Source organism: Desulfovibrio faecalis, from assembly GCF_053570625.1.
In genome coordinates this window covers 1,216,189-1,234,391 of the sequence record NZ_JBRBQR010000001.1, presented here as the reverse complement: position 1 = coordinate 1,234,391, position 18,203 = coordinate 1,216,189, and the positions used below count along the sequence as shown (strand labels likewise).

The 18,203-nt window shown below is 55.5% G+C and carries 13 protein-coding genes; 3 read left to right on the top strand and 10 right to left on the bottom strand.

Translation table 11 applies throughout. From position 1 onward, the window contains the following. Positions 1-45: 45 nt before the first annotated feature. A complete protein-coding gene (locus ACUZ79_RS05450; RefSeq protein ID WP_449250933.1) occupies positions 46-390 on the bottom strand; it encodes a hypothetical protein in 345 nt (114 codons plus the stop codon). A 181-nt stretch (positions 391-571) separates the two neighbouring features. On the opposite strand from ACUZ79_RS05450, the gene ACUZ79_RS05445 reads away from it, so the two are divergent. Next, the gene (locus ACUZ79_RS05445) at positions 572-2,197 is read left to right on the top strand and encodes an outer membrane homotrimeric porin (RefSeq protein WP_449250932.1); all 1,626 of its coding nucleotides are present in this window, start codon (positions 572-574) and stop codon (positions 2,195-2,197) included. Between the two features lie 145 nt (positions 2,198-2,342). On the opposite strand, the gene ACUZ79_RS05440 is transcribed toward ACUZ79_RS05445, so the two are convergent. The 6 genes from ACUZ79_RS05440 to ACUZ79_RS05415 form a co-directional block, all read right to left on the bottom strand. Then, positions 2,343-2,648, bottom strand: a complete 306-nt coding sequence (locus ACUZ79_RS05440; protein WP_240823958.1) for a thiosulfate sulfurtransferase GlpE — start codon at positions 2,646-2,648, stop codon at positions 2,343-2,345. Positions 2,649-2,757: 109 nt separating this feature from the next. Further along, positions 2,758-4,047 (bottom strand): chromate efflux transporter, encoded by a 1,290-nt coding sequence (gene chrA / locus ACUZ79_RS05435; RefSeq protein ID WP_449250931.1) that lies wholly within the window; start codon positions 4,045-4,047, stop codon positions 2,758-2,760. A 108-nt stretch (positions 4,048-4,155) separates the two neighbouring features. Then, positions 4,156-5,343 (bottom strand): MFS transporter, encoded by a 1,188-nt coding sequence (locus tag ACUZ79_RS05430; RefSeq protein ID WP_449250930.1) that lies wholly within the window; start codon positions 5,341-5,343, stop codon positions 4,156-4,158. 46 nt (positions 5,344-5,389) lie between these two features. Further along, positions 5,390-5,941 carry a DUF2148 domain-containing protein gene (locus ACUZ79_RS05425; RefSeq protein ID WP_240823955.1) on the bottom strand — a complete coding sequence of 184 codons (552 nt, stop codon included), beginning with the start codon at positions 5,939-5,941 and terminating at the stop codon, positions 5,390-5,392. 1 nt (position 5,942) lies between these two features. Then, on the bottom strand, positions 5,943-6,884 hold the full coding sequence (locus tag ACUZ79_RS05420; RefSeq protein ID WP_449250929.1) for a chromate resistance protein ChrB domain-containing protein: 942 nt from the start codon (positions 6,882-6,884) through the stop codon (positions 5,943-5,945). Positions 6,885-7,045: 161 nt separating this feature from the next. Next, positions 7,046-8,644 (bottom strand): methyl-accepting chemotaxis protein, encoded by a 1,599-nt coding sequence (locus tag ACUZ79_RS05415; RefSeq protein WP_449252166.1) that lies wholly within the window; start codon positions 8,642-8,644, stop codon positions 7,046-7,048. 28 nt (positions 8,645-8,672) lie between these two features. On the opposite strand from ACUZ79_RS05415, the gene ACUZ79_RS05410 reads away from it, so the two are divergent. After that, complete coding sequence (locus tag ACUZ79_RS05410; protein ID WP_096152604.1) at positions 8,673-9,908, top strand: ISL3 family transposase; 1,236 nt, start codon at positions 8,673-8,675, stop codon at positions 9,906-9,908. Here ACUZ79_RS05410 and ACUZ79_RS05405 read toward each other — a convergent pair. The 3 genes from ACUZ79_RS05405 to ACUZ79_RS05395 form a co-directional block, all read right to left on the bottom strand. Beyond that, positions 9,890-10,150: a hypothetical protein gene (locus ACUZ79_RS05405; RefSeq protein ID WP_449250928.1), complete on the bottom strand. Its 261-nt coding sequence runs from the start codon at positions 10,148-10,150 to the stop codon at positions 9,890-9,892. The two genes, ACUZ79_RS05410 and ACUZ79_RS05405, sit on opposite strands and share 19 nt — an antisense overlap. Before the next feature lie 513 nt (positions 10,151-10,663). Next, the gene (locus tag ACUZ79_RS05400) at positions 10,664-12,829 is read right to left on the bottom strand and encodes a RelA/SpoT family protein (protein ID WP_240823952.1); all 2,166 of its coding nucleotides are present in this window, start codon (positions 12,827-12,829) and stop codon (positions 10,664-10,666) included. A gap of 234 nt (positions 12,830-13,063) precedes the next feature. After that, entirely contained in the window at positions 13,064-14,764 is a 1,701-nt protein-coding gene (locus tag ACUZ79_RS05395) for a peptide-binding protein (protein ID WP_449252165.1), read from the bottom strand. 167 nt (positions 14,765-14,931) lie between these two features. On the opposite strand from ACUZ79_RS05395, the gene ACUZ79_RS05390 reads away from it, so the two are divergent. Beyond that, the gene (locus ACUZ79_RS05390) at positions 14,932-18,195 is read left to right on the top strand and encodes an SNF2-related protein (RefSeq protein WP_449250927.1); all 3,264 of its coding nucleotides are present in this window, start codon (positions 14,932-14,934) and stop codon (positions 18,193-18,195) included. Positions 18,196-18,203 lie beyond the last annotated feature (8 nt).

The window sequence follows — 18,203 nt, the reverse complement described above, 5'->3', positions numbered from 1 at the left end:
GATAAAAATATGGATCAGCAGCCGGTGTTTACCGATCATACGGGTTTAAGCCACCGTTTCAGCCACGACAACCTCCACATATCCGTTTCTTCCCGCTTCGATCCTCCTCAGGCCACTGCACTTATTGAGCTTCTTCAGTGCAATCAGGCAAACTGCAAACGCATTTTCATTGACGTACGGCACGTAGCCAACCCTCACCCTTCCGCCGTTGACGCCCTCAAGACCTCGCTTCTGCTGGGCGGCCTCAGCACAGAACGTATCGTATTCAAGGGAAAGAGCGGCTTTGACATGGCCGTTAGCGGCAATCGCGTTCTCATCGAGCAAAAGAAAAAGCACGTCTGCAAGGGCAACTGCGCCAACTGCAAGTGCGGCCACCACAAGAACCACCACGCGGAAAACTGATCGCCACCTCGCTTGCGGCAGATGGGGGCGTATTAGGCCAAGGAGATCACCCGGAGGCTTTACGCCAAGCGCCAGCCCGTCAGGGATGACTTCTGAAAAAATAACGCGCGCGTTGCAAGAGCCTGTTGCGTCTGCGGCCGTTGCGCAAACCCTTTACGAGGAGAAAGGAATGAGTTCACGAGAAAGGAATGGTCTGAACCGCTTTAAAAAGGTGTGCATGGTCACACTGCTTGCAGCAGGCATGCTGATGGGCGTGGCGGGGGGGGCCAAGGCCATTGACTTCAAGGCCAAGGGCGAATGGCTGGTTGGTTTTGGCGTGGGCGAAGGCGTTCTCACCAAGAACACCAGAGACAAAGACGGAGCCAAGTCCAAAACCAACACTGATGACCAGTTTGGCGCTTCCCAGCGCATCCGCCTCCAGTTGGACGCCGTGGCCTCCGAGGCATTGTCCGGCACGGTGTACTTTGAAATCGGCGACCAGCAGTGGGGCAAATCGGACGATGGCGCGGCTCTCGGTGCGGATGGTCGCGTTGTGGAAGTTAAAAACGCCTACATCGACTGGTTGATTCCGCAGACTGACGCCCGCGTGCGCATGGGCATCCAGACCACCACCCTGCCCAATGTGGCTGGTGGTTCTGCAATCATGGACTGCGATGCCGCAGCCCTGACCGCCAACTACAAGTTCAACGATAATGTGGGCCTCACCTTTATGTGGGCGCGCCCGGTCAACGACAACTTCAGCAACAGCTATATTGATGTGGACAACAACAAGTCCAGTACGGAAAAGACCAACTACCTCGACAACCTTGATCTGTTCATGCTCTCCATGCCCCTGAGCTTTGACGGTGTTGAAGTCACCCCTTGGGCCATGTACGGCATGCGCGGCAAAAACTCCCTGCGCGGCCTGGAAGATCCCAACAACGGGTCTCCGTGGGAAACCAGCGATGGCAAGTTGGGTCTCACCATTCCCGGCACCACCTCCGGCTTCAACTACGCCAACGACAACATAACGCCGCTCACCAACTCCTCCACCAGCAAGCAATACGGCTCTCTGTTCTGGGCGGGTCTGCCGGTGGCCATCACCATGTTCGATCCCCTGAACATCGAATTTGACATCAACTACGGCTACTCCGAAGCCATGGGCCGCTACGATGTGCTCAAGCGCGGCGTGGACAGCGTGCGTGCAAGCACCGAGCGTCAGGGCTGGCTGGCAAAAGCCCTTATTGAATACAAGCTGGACTGGGGCGTTCCCGGCATCTTTGGCTGGTACGCAAGCGGCGACGACGGCAACGTGAAAAACGGCTCCGAGCGCATGCCTTCCATTGCTGGCGCGGGCAACTTCACCTCCTTTGTCGGCGACGGCAACCTTTCGTGGAGCCCGGTTGCCAATGGTTGCGACTGGAGCATGAGCTATGCCGGCACCTGGGGCATCGGCGCGCAGCTGAAAGACATGAGCTTTATTGAAAACGTCTCCCACACCTTCCGTCTGGCCTACTGGGGCGGCACCAACGCCACCTCCATGGTCAAGTACATGAAGGATGCCTCCTCCTGGCAGGCTGGCTACGGCGGCGACGGCCCCTATCTGACCACCAATGACGGCCTGCTGGAATTCAACCTCGTCAACACGTGGCAGGCCTACGAAAACCTGAGTGTGAATCTGGAACTCGGCTACGTTGCCAACATGATCGACAAGGACACATGGAAAAAGGCCGGTTACAACAACGGCGCGGGCAACGGCAGCTTTGACAAACAGGACGCCTGGAAAGCCCAGGTTGTCTTCCAGTACAGCTTCTAAGCCTCTCTGCCTTTTGTAAGCGCCGTTCCCTTCCCGGCGCGCAGGCTTCGCCGCTTCCCTTCACCGGGAAGCGGCGTTTCCTTTGCAGCAGCACTATGCCGCGCAGGCCAAATTTGCCACGCGGGGACTCTTGCGCGGCGCTCAGCTACTTATGGGCTTCATCCCAGGCGGCCAGCCCGCCCTCCACATACTGCACGTCAAAACCTTTCTGCCCCAAAGCAGCCTGGACAGACTTGCTTACAGAGCCGCCCCGCACGCAATAGATGGCTACTGGCTTGTCCTTGGGCAACTGCGCCGCCCACAGGTCAACCTGCTCCGGGTCGTGCCATACGGCGCCGGGGACTGTGCGAGGGTCAGCCTCATAGTCAGCCCGCCTGCGCACATCGCAAACCGTTGCGGTATTGGCGGCCAGTATAGCCTGAAGTTCTTGCGGCGTGATGGTTGCGTTCATACCTTCCCCCAGACGTGTTTGACGTTAAGGATAAAAATCCTGTGCGGGCAGGACGGCATCGCTTGACTGCACATCCGGCAATGAAGAACCGCCCCGCATGCGTAAGGTATCAGAGCATCTGCCAGACCAGCCCGGCAAGCCCGCTCAACCCCACCAGCGCATGCATGGAGAGCTTAAAACGCACCAAGGCCACCAGCGACAACAGCGCAACGGTCACGGCAAACACATCAAATCCCGTAACCGGGAAAAATGTATTCCAGGCAAAGAACACGCCGATCTTGAGCACCACGCCCACCACCGCGCCGGATATGCCCGTAAGCGCGGCATTGAGTTTTTTGTTGGCCGTAATTGCTTCAATGTAGGGCGCGCCAGCAAATATGAACATGAAGCTCGGCAAAAATGTGGTGAAGGTGGTGAGCAGGCCGCCCAGAATGGCCGCTGTCATGGGCGTCAGGCCGCCGGGCTGGTTCCAGGCGGTGATGAAGCCCACAAACTGCGTCACCATGATCAGCGGGCCGGGGGTCGTTTCCGCAAGGCCGAGGCCCAGCAGCATTTCCTTTTCCGTCAGCCAACCCAGATTGACCGCGTGCTCTACTATATAGGCAAGAACGGCATATGCGCCGCCAAAGGTCACAAAGGGGGCTTTGCTGAAAAAAATGGATATCTGGGAAAGTATGTCGTCCATGCCCCGCCATGCGAAAACGGGCAGAATCACAGCCATCCAGATAGCGGCGAATATCCCCACAACCTTGAAGAGATGGGACAAAGGCGGCAGATTGGTGAAAGATTCCGGCGCGTCAGTCAGGCATTCATTTCTTCCCGGCTTTTTCTGGCAAAAAATGTCTGGACGAAATTTGCCAAGAATGACACCCGCCACACCAGCCAACAAAACAATCGCAGGAAAGGACACGCCAAGGAACTGTCCCAGTACAAACGAGCCGCCAGCAAATGCATACAGTGCGGGGTGCTTAAGTGATTTTTTTGAAAGCCGGATAAGCGCTTCAATCACAATGGCCACAACGGCGGCGGCGATTCCGTGAAAAATCCCGGCCACAAGGGGAACCTGCCCCTTGGCGGCTGCCAGCCATGAAAGAAAGAGCATCAGAATAACCGAGGGGAACAAAAAGCACAGCCCGGCAATGGTTCCGCCCCAGTAGCCGTTGAGCCGCCAACCTATGTACACAGCCAGTTGATGCGCTTCCGGCCCCGGTAAGAGCATGCAGAAATTGAGCGCCCGCAGAAAAACCTTTTCGCTGATCCAGGCCCTGCCATCCACCAGATTTTTATGCATCATGGCGATCTGCCCGGCAGGCCCGCCAAAATTGATGAAGCCGAGCTTGAACCAGTAAAGGAATGCTTCCCGCAAAGTAACTTGAGGAGTTGCGTTGCTTTCATTCATGGAATTTTCCTTGCTCGCAAGATAGTTACATTTTTATAGGTCCTGCCAGTTCAGCATAAACGAACATATAAAGACTTCAAAATACCATACTATTTGCACTCTTGCAGATCAATCGTGCGATGGCACATTGTGTAAAAAGACAGGGATCGACAGAAAGATAAAAACCGCCAGCAGGGGAAAACTGACCTGATACCCTCCCCAGCCAATGAGCAGGCCTGCACAGATGGGGCCGGACGCGTGCCCGACATCAAAGATTGTTCCAAACGCTCCCATGGCCGAGCCAAAACGGCGGTCGCGGCACATGTCTGCCACCAGAGCTGCGGAAGAAGAAGTAACGAGCGCCTCGCCCATGCCAAATACAAGACAAGTCGCCAGCAAAGGCAAAAATGCATGCAAAAAGGGAATCGCGCCAAGCGCGCCGCCGCACAGAATCAAACCAGCCACTATCAAGCCGCGCCTGCCGCGCGAGTCTGACATTTTCCCCAGCAGGGGCTTGCTGAGCATGGTTACAAATATCTGCACTCCCCACAACAGGCCAGCCTGAAATTCCGACAAGCCAACTACCGTAACAGCATAGATGGGTAAAAAGGCTTCCAGCGCGCCCATGCCCATATTTTGCACGCCCTCTACGGCAGAGGCCGTAACCAGCCGTCTGTCAGAGAGCACCTCGGCAATCCCCTGACGAAAGCGCTGCAAGCCTGATCCTGATGCATGCTCCGTTTCAGGCGGCGCATCTCCCCCAAGAGTTTTAAGGCCCAGCAGCAAAGCCGCCATACCCGAAACAGCACTGAGGGCAAAAACCATGCGAAACTGCCACAACACCGGCCCGCCACTGGTGTTCACATCAAGCACTAACCCGCCAATGGGCGCGCCCAGCAAGGTGCCGATTATGCCCACAGATGAAAACCACGAGAGCAGCTCGCCCCGGCGTGGACCAGCAACCTCGGCCACCACGGCCATAGCCACAGGCCCATAAATTGCGGTTGCCAATCCATGCAGAAAGCGAACAACAATCAGCGCCCGGTACGAATCGATAAAAAAATAGGCAAAGGGCATCAGGCCGAATACCACAAGCCCCGCCAGCATGGTGCGCCTTCTGCCCACCACGTCAGAAAGCGCGCCAGCGGGCAACTTGAACAGAATACCTGTAACTGTGGAAATGCCGACAGCCAGCCCCACAGCCTCCGGCCCTGCCCCCAAAAAGAGAGCGAAGAGCGGCAGCACCGGGTTTCTGGCCAGGGCATAAGAGAAGCGGGCAAGAAAACCTACAGTGCACAGGTTGCTGAAATCTCGCATACATGCCTCGATTGAGTGGCGTCATGAACACCACCCGAAATATCGCCTAGTGTTTTGGCGCAGAACGGTCGAAGAAAATGGATTTGCCGTAAAATCCCACGGGGATACCCATGACGACTTCGGCATCGATAAGCCCCAGATGCTTTGCCGCCGCGCCCACGCGCTGCTGGATGCGGTTGTCCAGATTAAGCAGGCTGGCAGTTTTGGCGGCAGCCACAAGGGCCGCGCCCACATCCATCATGCGCAGGGCACAGAAGGGGCCAGAGTAACCCATCTCCTTTTCGTCAAGCTGCCGTTTTTTCACAAAGTCCGCGCAGGTGGGGTAGCCGCAAGCACCGCAGTCATACCCACCGCACGCGCAACTTTTCAGACCCACCAGCATCAGGGCCTGACATTTTTCTATATTGGCGGCATCGCGCAGCCAAAAGGACTCGTTGGTGCTTTTGGGGGCGTAGGCCTTCATGGTCTGGGCGATTTTTTGCAGATCTTCGTCCATATGAATAACGCCAATTTCCAAAAAATCCTTGCCCCCAGCCTTGGGGGCAGTGCGGGCAGAGGCAGCCATAAGCTGAGCAACATGGATTGCTGTGTCTTTCATCTCACGCTCCTGTGGGTGCGGTTGAGGTGTATGAGGCAAGCAGGGTGTCAAAAAAAGCAAGAGCCTGCCCTGTGCGAACATGGTCATCATTATTGGCTGCAACCAGCCCGTCGAGCATCCGTTTGATGCCAGGGGTTTCAACCGGGGCAGCATCCAGTTCTTCAAGGTCAATTGCCTTTATGACCTCGCGCATCCTTTGTGGAACCTGTGCAGTCAAACCAAAGGCATCAACAAGCACCTCAAAGGTGATAAGCCCGCCCACGTGCGTAAAATCGGCATGGGCCATATCAAATGAAACAACGTCTGGCCCAGCGGGCACTGCCTCTGATTCTTGCAAAAACACAATGCGCGGGGTCGGATCAATAAATCGCTTTATCAGCCAGAATGACGCAAGGCGATCCACATAGGGATTGGCGCGTGTCACCCATGTTTTTTGCTGGTAGCGATGGGCATCAACGGCAGGAAGCACAAGCCGGGGGGCATCAAGGCTGCTGTGTGCTTCCTCCAGCATTTTTTGCAAACTCGCCCCTTTGCCACTGGGGAAAAAATCGATGGACTGTATGGCCTCAAGTCTTTTTTCAAGTTTTCGGAGCATGGCTGGCGCGTCAGGTGAACCCACAGCTGAGACAACGTTCCGGATTTCCTCACCTATCGCTAGATAATCGGCATCGCGCGCCTGAGTGAAGGCCGCTGCAATCTGTGCGTCTGAAAAATGCAGCAGTTTGCCGTGCACGATAACCAGAAACTCCCCTCCCTGCTCGTCAGTTTCTTTGCTCATCCATGTAAGCTGCTCCTGATGATGATCAGTTGCGGGAAGTACATAGATGGAGTTTTTTATCTGAACTGCGCCCAATAGGTTGATTTTTCGCCATATTTTTACACGAAAGCCTTGCAGCTTTGCCGGAACGGAAAATGAAAAGAAGAGCCATTTTTTGTTATTCATATAACTTTTTTAGTTATAATCATAACATTGTCAACTACAAACTTCACATGGCCTGCTGTGGCAGAGCAAACCAGCCATAACCAGCGGTGCTTAGAGCAAGGACGACAAAAAGGCCGCCCAAGTGGACGGCCTTTTACTGGTCTGGATTTATGGGGTTGCGCCTAGCCCTGGCGTTTCATCTCGCCAATCAGATGCTGAAGCGTTTGCGACTGCTGCGCCAGATCGGCTACTGCACTGGAAGCCTGCTCCATGGCCTGAGCGGTTTCAGAAGAAATTGTAGCCACCTGTTCCACAGAGCGGTTGATTTCTTCACTGGCGGCAGACTGCTGCTCGCTGGCGGTGGCAATGGATTGCACCTGATCGTTCACAAGCTGCACACACTCAAGGATATTTTTCAACGATTCGCCCGACTGCACAGAGAGCTTTGTGGCTGCTTCAATGGATTCGCCAGCGTGCTCAACATTTTGAATGTTTTTCTTTGTGCCTTCCTGAATTTCCTTGATGGCCCGGCCCACTTCCTGCGTCGCGGTCATGGTTTTTTCCGCCAGTTTGCGCACTTCGTCCGCCACCACGGCAAAACCACGCCCGGCATCGCCCGCCCGCGCAGCCTCAATGGCGGCGTTAAGCGCAAGCAGGTTGGTCTGATCGGCAATGTCGGCAATAACGCCCATTACCTGCCCAATGCTCTCGGCCTGTTTGCCAAGGGCATCCATATCCTGCTTGAGGGCCTGCGACTGCGTGTGCACGGTGTTTATGCCCTTTACTGCCTCATTGACTATCTGCGAGCCTTCAATGGCCTGTTTTCTGGCATTGTTGGAAACGTCCGCAGCCTGCTGCGCGTTTCTGGCAACTTCCAGCACGGTAGCATTCATTTCTTCCATGGCGGTTGCGGTTTCGCGCACACGCGCAGACTGTTCATCCGCGCCACGGCTCGACTGCTCAACCTGGGCGGAGAGTTCCTCGGAAGCGGAGGTTACGATTTCTACCACGCCTTCAAGCTGGTGGGCAGCCTGAAGCATGCCCTCGGCCTTGGCGCGCTCGGCCTGGCGGCGGGCCTCTTCCGCTTCAGCCGTGGCTTTTTGGGCGCGCTCGGATTCTTCCTTGGCCTGCTGGCTCTTTTGATCCGCCTCCGCAATTTTGCCCTTGAGGGTGACCACCATCTGCTTCATGGCGCCAAAAACGCCAATCTCAGGCCGCGCAGGATTAAACTTCGCCTCCAGATCCCCGCCTGCAATCTTCAGGGCAAGTTCAGAAAGCGATGCAGGTTCGTCGCCAAGCTGGCGCAGCATGTTGCGCGAAAGCAAATACCCCACGCCAAGTCCCACCAGAACAGACAGCAGCACACCCACAATGGTTATCATCCGTGCGTGTTCGTAGTCCTGCTTGCTCCGGGTGCTCACTTCCTGAGCAAACTCTATCTTTTTTTCACCAATATCTTGCAAAAGATCAGCCAGCCTTCGCGCCAGCGCACGCCCGGTGGTGGACGAAAGTTCCTGCGCCTTTGCGTTCATGGCCGGGTCTGTTGAACTGGCCAGTTCAACTATTTTGCGATGCTCTGCAAGCCATTCACTGAGCAGACCATTCAGCTCGGCAAGCAACTTGCGCGCTGTTTCGGTCATAAAATAACGCGGCAGTTCATTGTGATATTTATCCAACACCGCATATTTTTTTTGCAGATTATTCAACGCTGTGCGGTTACCCTCTTCCGTCGTGCTGATAATAAGATTTTGGCTCTTCCGGGTTTTCCGTGGGTAGCTGATCTGCTAATGTCCTTCCCGGAGGGCACCAATGAAGGATACGGACCTATATTTTCGGATTCTCGGGCTGACCGAGCCCTGGTTTGTTGAGGCTGTTGAACTGGACACGGCGGAAGGTCGGGTAGACATCCGCGTGGAGCATGGTCCTGGTGTTCGCTGGTTTTGCCCTACTTGTGGTCGAGAGCTGGCTTGCCGCGACCATGCCGAGCCTCGTGTCTGGCGCCATCTGGACACGTGCCAGTTCAAGACGTTCCTGCATGCTCGGATTCCCCGAGTGGACTGCCCCGAGCATGGCGTCCTTCAGGTCAACGTGCCTTGGGCCGAGTCCAAGGCACGTTTCACCATATTGATGGAGCGATTGATCATCGACGTGCTGACCGAGTGCGCCACCGTAACAGGAGCGCGGCGCATCCTGCGCATCACCTGGGACGAAGCATGGGGTGTCATGGAAAGGGCGGTGCGCCGGGGCCGGGAGCGCAAGCAATCGAATCCCTCGCGGTATCTTGGCGTTGACGAGAAGGCATTCCGCAAGGGGCACGACTATGTGACCGTGGTTTGTGATCTGATCGGCAGCACGGTGGAGTATGTGGCCGACGAGCGTAAGGCCGAAAGCCTTGAGGGGTACTACCTTCAGTTCACCAAGGCGCAGTTGGAGCGGATCAAGGCCGTGGCCATGGACATGTGGGAGCCCTATTTTAAAGCTACGCTCAAACATGTGCCGGACGCGGCGGGGAAAATCGTTCACGATCGGTTCCACGTCATGAAACACGTAGGCGAGGCTGTGGACCGGGTACGCAAGCAAGAGCACCGCGAACTCACAAGTCAGGATGACCATCGACTCAAGGGCACGAAATTCCTCTGGCTATACCGGGAGGAGAATCTGCCGGACAAACACCGGCCAGCCCTGGAGGCCTTGAAGACAGCGAACCTCAAGGTGGCCAAGGCCTGGGCCATGAAGGAAAGCCTGAACGACGTCTGGAAGTACCTGAGCACGGGATGGGCCAGACGTTTTGTGAAGCGATGGCTGGTCTGGGTGAACAGGTCAGATCTTGCCCCAATGCGCAAAGTGGGCGGACTGATTCAGAGACATCTTGAGAACATCCTGACCTTCTGCCGCCACAGGATCACCAACGGCGTGGCCGAGGGCCTCAACAGCAAGATCATGGCCATCAAGAGGAAGGCTTGCGGTTATAGGAACCGGGAGCATTTCAAGACAGCCATCTACTTCTTCTGTGGCGGTCTAAACCTCTACCCGGCCAGTTCCTGACAGGGGTTACCCACGGAAAACCCGGAAGAACCAAGATTTTTTTCTTCACGGATGATCCGCAAAACTTCAATACTGGTCATCCTGAGCAGATTCAGGCCCTTCATGTGCATGGAACTCAACTCTTCAACGTCAGCCGCCAGATTGCTCAGGCGGCTGACGCCAAACATGCCAATAATGACCGTGAACAGGCACAGGAGCAGACTCAGGCCTGCCATCTTCTGCATTGTCGTGATTTTCTGCATAGTTGTATCCTACCCATGCTGAGCTGAAGAGGTTAACCATAGTGAATGCGCATAGACTATATTCCATAAAACGTACAACATGGAAATTCAATTAGGGTATTTTTTGAAGCTCCTAAATTTACTTATTGCATATCTAGATAGTAATATATTTTTATTTTACTATAAAAATAACAGTATAAATTAAAATTAAATATAATTTTTTCCTAAAAAATAAAATTTTCTTACATTTTAATACCAATAAATAAAAAAATAAATTTAATAACACTCAAAAAATACAATATATAAAAAGTTTTTTTTGCACGATGCATATCTATTAAATACAATTTACCAATATGTTCAAATTATCACAAACAGATATCTATATATTATAGCTCTGCATCCCTGCTGAATAATTACGTATTTTTGCACAGTTCGCATATACAACCAATGTTCGCCCCCTAGCAACCAGCCGCAAACAATAGCCGACTGCCTCGCGAGAAGCAGTCGGCTATTTACAGCGCGTTTAATTGCGGATTACGTGGCGTCAGCCTCAGTATCGCGCACCACTTCAAAAATGGGCGGCAATACGCGGATAGCCTCAATAAGCTGGTAGAGCTGTGTGGCGTCGCGCACCTCTACGGTAATACGCAGCTTGGCACGTCCATCCACCTGATTGTCCATATTCAGACCAATAATATTGACGCCGTTGCGCGCCATGACCTCGGCAACCTTGGCCAGAACGCCCTGCTCGTTCTTGGCGATAATGAATATGCCTGCTGCGTAGGGCTTTTCTTCCATGCCGTCCCAATGCACGGAAATAAGACGCTCTGGCTCCATATTGGCAACATTGGGGCAGTCGGCACGGTGAACGCTGATGCCAAGGCCACGGCTGATGTAGCCGATAATGGGATCGCCCGGCACCGGGTTGCAGCACTTGGCAAAGCGCATGAGCACGCCGTCCACGCCGGAAATGCCCACGCCCTCGCCCTTGCGGGAGGCGGCTTCCTTGCTTTCCTTTACGGTGGGAGTGGCGGGTTCCGCAGCAGTGGCGGCCTCGGGGTGCAGCACCGCATACAGTTTGTTGAGCACCTTGCGCGGCGTGGTGTGGGCATAGCCCACGGCGGCAACCAGATCATCCACGCTTTCAAAATTCATTTCCTGAGCCACAATGGCCAGGTGGCCGTCCTTGGTGGCCTTGCCCACGTTCAGGCTGACCTTGCGGCCTTCTTTTTCCAGCAGTTCGCGACCAAGGGTCACGGCGTGGGTGCGTTCTTCCGTGCGCAGATAGTGCTGAATACGGCTGCGCGCCTTGGCGGTTTTGACAATCTTGAGCCAGTCGCGGTTGGGATTGCGCGCCGGGTCGGTGAGAATTTCCACCACGTCGCCGTTTTTCAGCTCCGTGCCAAGGGGCATGAGGCGGCCATTGATTTTTGCGCCGCTGCAATGCTGCCCCACCTTGGTGTGGATCACAAAGGCAAAGTCCAGGGGCGTAGCGCCCTCGGGCAGTTCCTTGACATCGCCCGCCGGGGTGTAGATGTAGACCTCGTCCTTGAACAGATCCATTTTCAGCGAATGCATGAACTCGCGGGAATCTGTTTCTTCACTCTGGCGCTCAAAAATTTCGCGCAGCCAGGCGAACTGCTCAAGGTCTTTACTGTTGACGCGGCCTTTTTCCTTGTACAGCCAGTGGGCGGCAACGCCGTGTTCGGCCTGCCTGTGCATTTCCTCGGTGCGTATCTGGATTTCAATACGCTCGCCTTCCGGCCCGATGACCGTGGTGTGCAGGCTCTGGTAGCCGTTGGTCTTGGGCATGGAAATATAGTCTTTAAAGCGTCCGTGCACAGGCCGCCACTGGGAATGCACAAGCCCCAGCGTGGCGTAACAGTCCTTGATATCCTGCACCAGCACGCGAAAGGCCATGATGTCGTGCATTTCGTCCAGAGTCATGGACTGGGCCTGCATCTTTTTATAGATGCTGTGCTTGTGCTTGATGCGCCCGTAAACCTGCCCGCTGATGCCGTTTGATTCCAGCAGATCCTGAATCAGGCCCACAACCTTGCCGATAATCTGCTTTTCCACAACCTGATGGTTGTCCAGCCAGTGATCAATCTGGTTGTAAATGTCGGGCCGCATGTATTTGAAACTCAGGTCTTCCAGGTCGCGCTTCATCACGTACAAACCCAGGCGATTGGCCAGGGGCGCGTAGATATCCATGGTTTCCTGGGCAATGCGCTTCTGTTTGTGACTTTTCTGAAAGTCCAGCGTGCGCATATTGTGCAGGCGGTCGGCCAGCTTGACCATGAGAACCCGCATGTCGTGGCTCATGGCCAGGATCATCTTGCGGATATTCTCCGCCTGGGCTTCTTCCTTGTTCTCAAAGGTGATCTGGCTGATCTTGGTAACACCGTCGACGATATCGGCCACTTCTTCGCCAAAATTTTCGTCCAGCTCTTCGATGGTGGCCTTGGTGTCTTCAACAGTGTCGTGCAGCAGGCCGGCGGCAATGGTGGGTTCGTCAAAACCCATGCCCGCCAGAATGCTGGCAACCGCCAGAGGGTGGGAAAGGTACGGCTCGCCTGAAAGGCGGGTTTGCCCCGCATGAGCGGTGGCGGCAAACACATACGCCTTCTGGATCAGCTCCAGATCCGCGTTCGGGTTGCCAGCCGAAACCTTATCGAGAATTTCCTGAATACGAATCATGCGTAACGTCCACCCACAGCGTAAAAAAATATCTTCAACCAGTTCTGGAACTATGTTCCGACTAAAGCGGCCTTGTCAACGCCGAGGGCAGCTGAATTGCAGGCCAAAGCCCACAAACAGAGCGGCCCCGGCTGGACAACCAGCCAGGGCCTGTTCAAATCCGCGTGGTCTGAGTATGCGCCTGCAAGCCAGCAGGCAAGGGCAAAAAAGCTGCCCTGTGCCCGATGCGAGCGCTTAGGGCTGCATCTGTGTATGCTGCAAAGCTTTGGGAATCCACCACTTTTCAAAATTATACATTATGCCCGCCAGCGCGGGTTCTATGCCCTGAAACCGCCGCTGCACCACAGGCAGGGCATAGGGCACAAACAAAAAGCAGTAGGGCTGCTCCGCATCAAATATTTCCTGAATGCGATAATACAGTTCTGCGCGCTTTTTCTGATCGGGCGTGGATTGCGCTTCTTCAAGCAGCTTGTCCACCTCGGGATTGCGGTAATGGGTAAAATTCAGCCCGCCCTCAAAGGTCTGGGATGAATGCCATACAGAAAACAGGTCAGGATCCTGAGGGATTGTCCAGCCCAGCAGCACGGCGTCAAACCGCCCCTTGTTGACAAATTCGCGGATAAAGGCCGCCCACTCCACGGTACGGATGTGTACGTCAATACCCACCTCGCGCAGTTGCGACTGCATGACGGTAGCCGCAAGAATGCGCTGCTCGTTGCCCTGATTGGTCAGGATGGTAAAGGCCAGCGGCTGGCCATCGCGGTCGAGCAGGCCATCGCCGTTATGGTCGGCAAAGCCCGCCTCGGCCAGCAGGGCGCGCGCTGCGGCAATGTTTCTGGGCATGGGCTTAAGGCCGGGATGATAGGGCCACGAGCCGGGTTTGAACGGCCCAAAAGCCGGAACCCCCTGCCCCAGCAAGACTCCCTTGATGATGCCCTCGCGGTCGATTGCCATGGAAATGGCTCGCCGCACCCGCACATCCTTGAAAAACGGATGCTCCAGATTAAAGCCGAGGAAAATATACACCGAGGCGATGTAGCGGAATTTATGGAATCTGCTCTGCCATTCCGGGCCGGAGGTCTGTCGCAGATATTGCAGGGGCGAAAGATCCATCACGTCCAGCCTGCCCGCCCGGGTTTCCATAAACATGGTAGCGTTGTCGGGAATGATCCTGTACACCACTTCGTCAATGCGCGGCTTGCCCGCAAAATAGGTGGGCGATGCCTCCAGCACAATGCGGCTTCCCGGCTCCCATGACTTGAGTCGATACGGCCCGGCCCCCATGGGCTTGCGCGCAAAAGGCGTGGAGCGGATGTTCTGCCCTTCCAGAATATGTTTGGGCAAAATGGGGTTCATCCAGGTGGATACCGCCCGCGCAAAAAACTGGTCATAGCGCGCTTCAAACGTATAGCGGTCAATGACCCGCAGCTCCTTGATGCGCAAAAAATCCTCGGCATAAGGGCTGCCGGTGGCAGGGTCTGCCGCCAGCTTGCAGGTAAAGGCCACATCTTCGGCGGTCAGCTCCTGCCCGTCTTCCCACAATATGCCCTTGCGCAGGGTAAAACGCATGCGCTTGCCGCCATCTTCCATGCTCCAAGATTCCGCTGCCCATGGCTCGGGCTGCAAATCCTTGTTATAACGTAGCGGGGCCGTGTAGATGAGGTCTGCCACCTCATGCGAGGCGGAGTCTGATGTGAGGTAGGGAATAAGATTTGAAGCCTCGCCAATGGTGCCAAAAAATATGCTGCCGCCCGAAGCCGGGGGGCCAGCCGGGCTGACTGACGCACCCGAGGGGGCAAGGCCGGTTTCTTCCGGCAGATCACCCGCAGAATTGGCGCAAAAAGCCGATGATGCACAAATGCACAGCAAAGCACATGAAATTGTGACCCAACAGATCCACTTTTTCCCATAAAATCGGGTGGCCCGTTGGGCCATTATTGATTCCAACATATTGATTGCGCGCTCAAAATTTATTTTTTTCATAAAAGTCACACTTCATATTGCTTTCGCCCCCCAACCTGTGCTATTTATCGCAAACGTCATAACATCGCTCCGTTTCTGGAATTTTCCAGAAATTTCAACGGAGTATTTTTGGGGACCCCATGAGTCGATCTGAACAGAGCGTCGTTCGCGAAATGTGCCAGACTTTCCTGCATGATAGTGTGCCGGAATACATCCGCGACGCCGCCTACTATATCCTGTCCGAAGGTGAGGTGCAAAAAATAAATATCCAGGAGGGCGAAACCTGGGACGTCCAAGGCGTCATCCAGGGCGAAGACCTGCAGGTCTTCACGCCGAGCCTGAGCCTCACCATTACGGACCGCAGCACCCGCCACCAGTGCAACTGCTCTGATGCATTCTCAGGCATCTGCCGCCATGTGGCAGCACTTGCTTTGCGCCTTGTGGAAGAACTGCGCAAGGAACAGGGCGACCCGGAAGAAACCCCGCCTCCCAGCACCGACTGGAAGCAGAGCTTCCGCAACTTTTTTTCTACCGACATGGAGCCGGAACCAGGCCGCCACTATCTCATATTCCGCTTTGAACCGGAACAGGGACGTTTGCTGGTTTCCTTTTTCCGTGGGCGGCAGAACAAATCCGGTCTCTCCAGCGTGCACAACGAGGTAACTCTGGATCAAATCATCCAGAACCCCGACTGGTGCGAATTTTCGCCCCAGTTGCCGCATGTGGCCCGCCAGATCGGCCAGCACCTCGACTATTACGGGCACCGGGTTGAAATCCCGCAGGGGCTGACCTCGTGGTTTTTCTGGTCTGTACGCAAAGAATATTATCTGCTGTGGAAAGACACGGATAAACCCTGCCGCATCGAGAGCACGCCTTTTGCGCTCAAGCTCAAGCCCATTTTGGACGATTCGGGCTTTCGCTTTGAAGTGCTGCTCAAGCGCGAGGGCCGCCCCCCGCTGCCCATCCGCGCGGGGCGCAGCAATCCCAGCGACCGCAACCCGACCGAAAGCACCGCGCCGGAAGACGCGCCCATCACCTTTCACGGGCAAATGCCCCTGTGGGTCTGCTACCAGCACAATTTCTATCCGGTGCAGACGGGCCTCTATCCTTCGCTGGTGCGCAACCTTATTTACGAACGCCCGGTCGTGCCGCATGAAGAAATTTCCGAATTTCTTGACCGCGTGTGGACGCGCCTGCCAGCCTCGGAACTCTACGAACCGCAGCAGTTCCTCAAGCTCATGGAGCCGGTATTCCAGCCTGCCACCTATAATCCCAAGCTTTTCCTCGACGAAGAAGGCAGCCTGCTGACGCTGGAAATCGATAACGTCTATGAAACGCGCCACGGCGAATTTACGCTCAACGGGCCCAACCCCGACTTCCAGACCGGCAGCTACACCTATGAAGGGCAAACCTATCTGGTGCGCCGCCATCAGGACGAAGAAGCCCAGTTGATGAATGAACTGAGCGGTATGGACTTTCAGGCCCGCTCAAGCAAACTGTGGTTCCTTGAGCCGGAAGAATCCATTGCCTTTTTGCTCGACTCGTACCCCAAGCTGATTGAAAACTACCGCGTCTACGGCGAAAAGGCCCTCTCGCGCTACAAGGTGCGCACGGCTTCTTCCAACATCACGGCGCAGGTGGTCAGCAACGAAAAGGAAAAATGGTTCTCGCTGGACATCAACGTGGAATACGAAGGCCAGAGCCTGCCCCTGGAAAAAATCTGGAAGGCCTGGACCCGAGGCAAGCGCTATGTGCAGTTGAAAGACGGCTCCTATACCAGCCTGCCCGAAGCGTGGCTTGAAAAGCTCTCCCACAAGCTCACGGCCCTGGGGCTCGACCCTTCAAAGCCCCCGCAGCAGAAATTCAAGCAGTTTGAAGCCCCTGTGCTCGACAGCCTGCTGGAAGACCTGCCCGGTGCAGCCACGGACTCCTTCTGGAACAACCTGCGCGAAAAAATCCGCTCGTTCCGCGAGGTGCGGCCCATCACGCCGCCCAAGGCGCTCAACGCCAACCTGCGCAGCTATCAGGTGCAGGGGCTTTCGTACCTCAACTTCCTTTCGGAATACGGGTTTGGCGGTATTCTTGCCGACGAAATGGGCCTTGGTAAAACCGTGCAGACCCTGGCCTTTATCCAGCACATGATTGACGTGCACCATGACGGGCCAAACCTTATTGTGGTGCCCACCTCGGTGCTGCCCAACTGGGAGCGCGAAGCGGAAAAATTCGTTCCCGGCCTCAAACGGCTGACCATCTATGGCACCCGTCGCGAGGGCATGTTCAAGCATATTTCCAGCTCGGATCTCATCATCACCACCTACGCGCTGCTCCGGCGCGATCTGGAGGAGATGGAAAAATACGAGTTCAACACCGTTATTCTTGACGAAGCCCAGAACATCAAGAACCCCAACACCATCACAGCCCGCGCCGTGCGCCGTATCAACGCCCGCATGCGCCTGTGCCTCTCGGGCACGCCCATCGAAAACAACCTTTTCGAGCTGTGGTCGCTGTTCGAGTTCCTCATGCCGGGCTTTCTGGGTTCGCAGCACGCCTTCCAGCGGGGCATCGTCAAGCCCATCAAGGACGGCGACGCTGAAACGCTGGACTATCTGCGCACCCGAGTACGCCCCTTCATTCTGCGCCGTACCAAGGCCGAAGTGGCCAAGGATCTGCCGCCCAAGGTGGAAAGCGTCACCTGTTGCGCGCTGGAAGAAGCGCAGGCCGAATTGTACGCAGCCTTGGCCCGCAAGCTGCGCGCCCAAGTGCTGGCCGACGTGGACCAAAAAGGCCTTGCAAAGAGCCAGATGTCCATTCTCGATGCATTGCTCAAGCTGCGCCAGATCTGCTGCCACCCGCGCCTGCTCAAGCTCGACATGCCCGGCTTCTCCAACAACCTGCCTTCGGGCAAGTTCGACGCCTTCAAGGACATGGTCATGGAAATTGTGGAAGGCGGCCACAAGGTGCTCGTCTTCTCGCAGTTTGTGCAGATGCTCCAGATCATCAAGCAGTGGCTGGAATTTTCGCAGATTCCCTTCTGCTACCTCGACGGCGCGAGCAAAGACCGTTTCGATCAGGTAGACAAGTTCAACAACACGCCTGAGATTCCGATCTTCCTGATCTCGCTCAAGGCTGGCGGCACGGGCCTCAACCTGACCTCCGCCGACTACGTTATCCACTACGACCCGTGGTGGAACCCCGCAGTGGAAAGTCAGGCCACAGACCGTACCCACCGTATCGGTCAGACCCGTCAGGTCTTCTCCTACAAGCTCATCTGCCAGAACACGGTGGAAGAGAAGATTCTCAAATTGCAGGAAGCCAAGCGCGGCGTGGCGGAAGCCATCATTCCCGGTCAGGACACCTGGAAGTCGCTCACGCGTGAAGATCTGGAAATGCTCTTTGACGTGTAGCTTCAAGC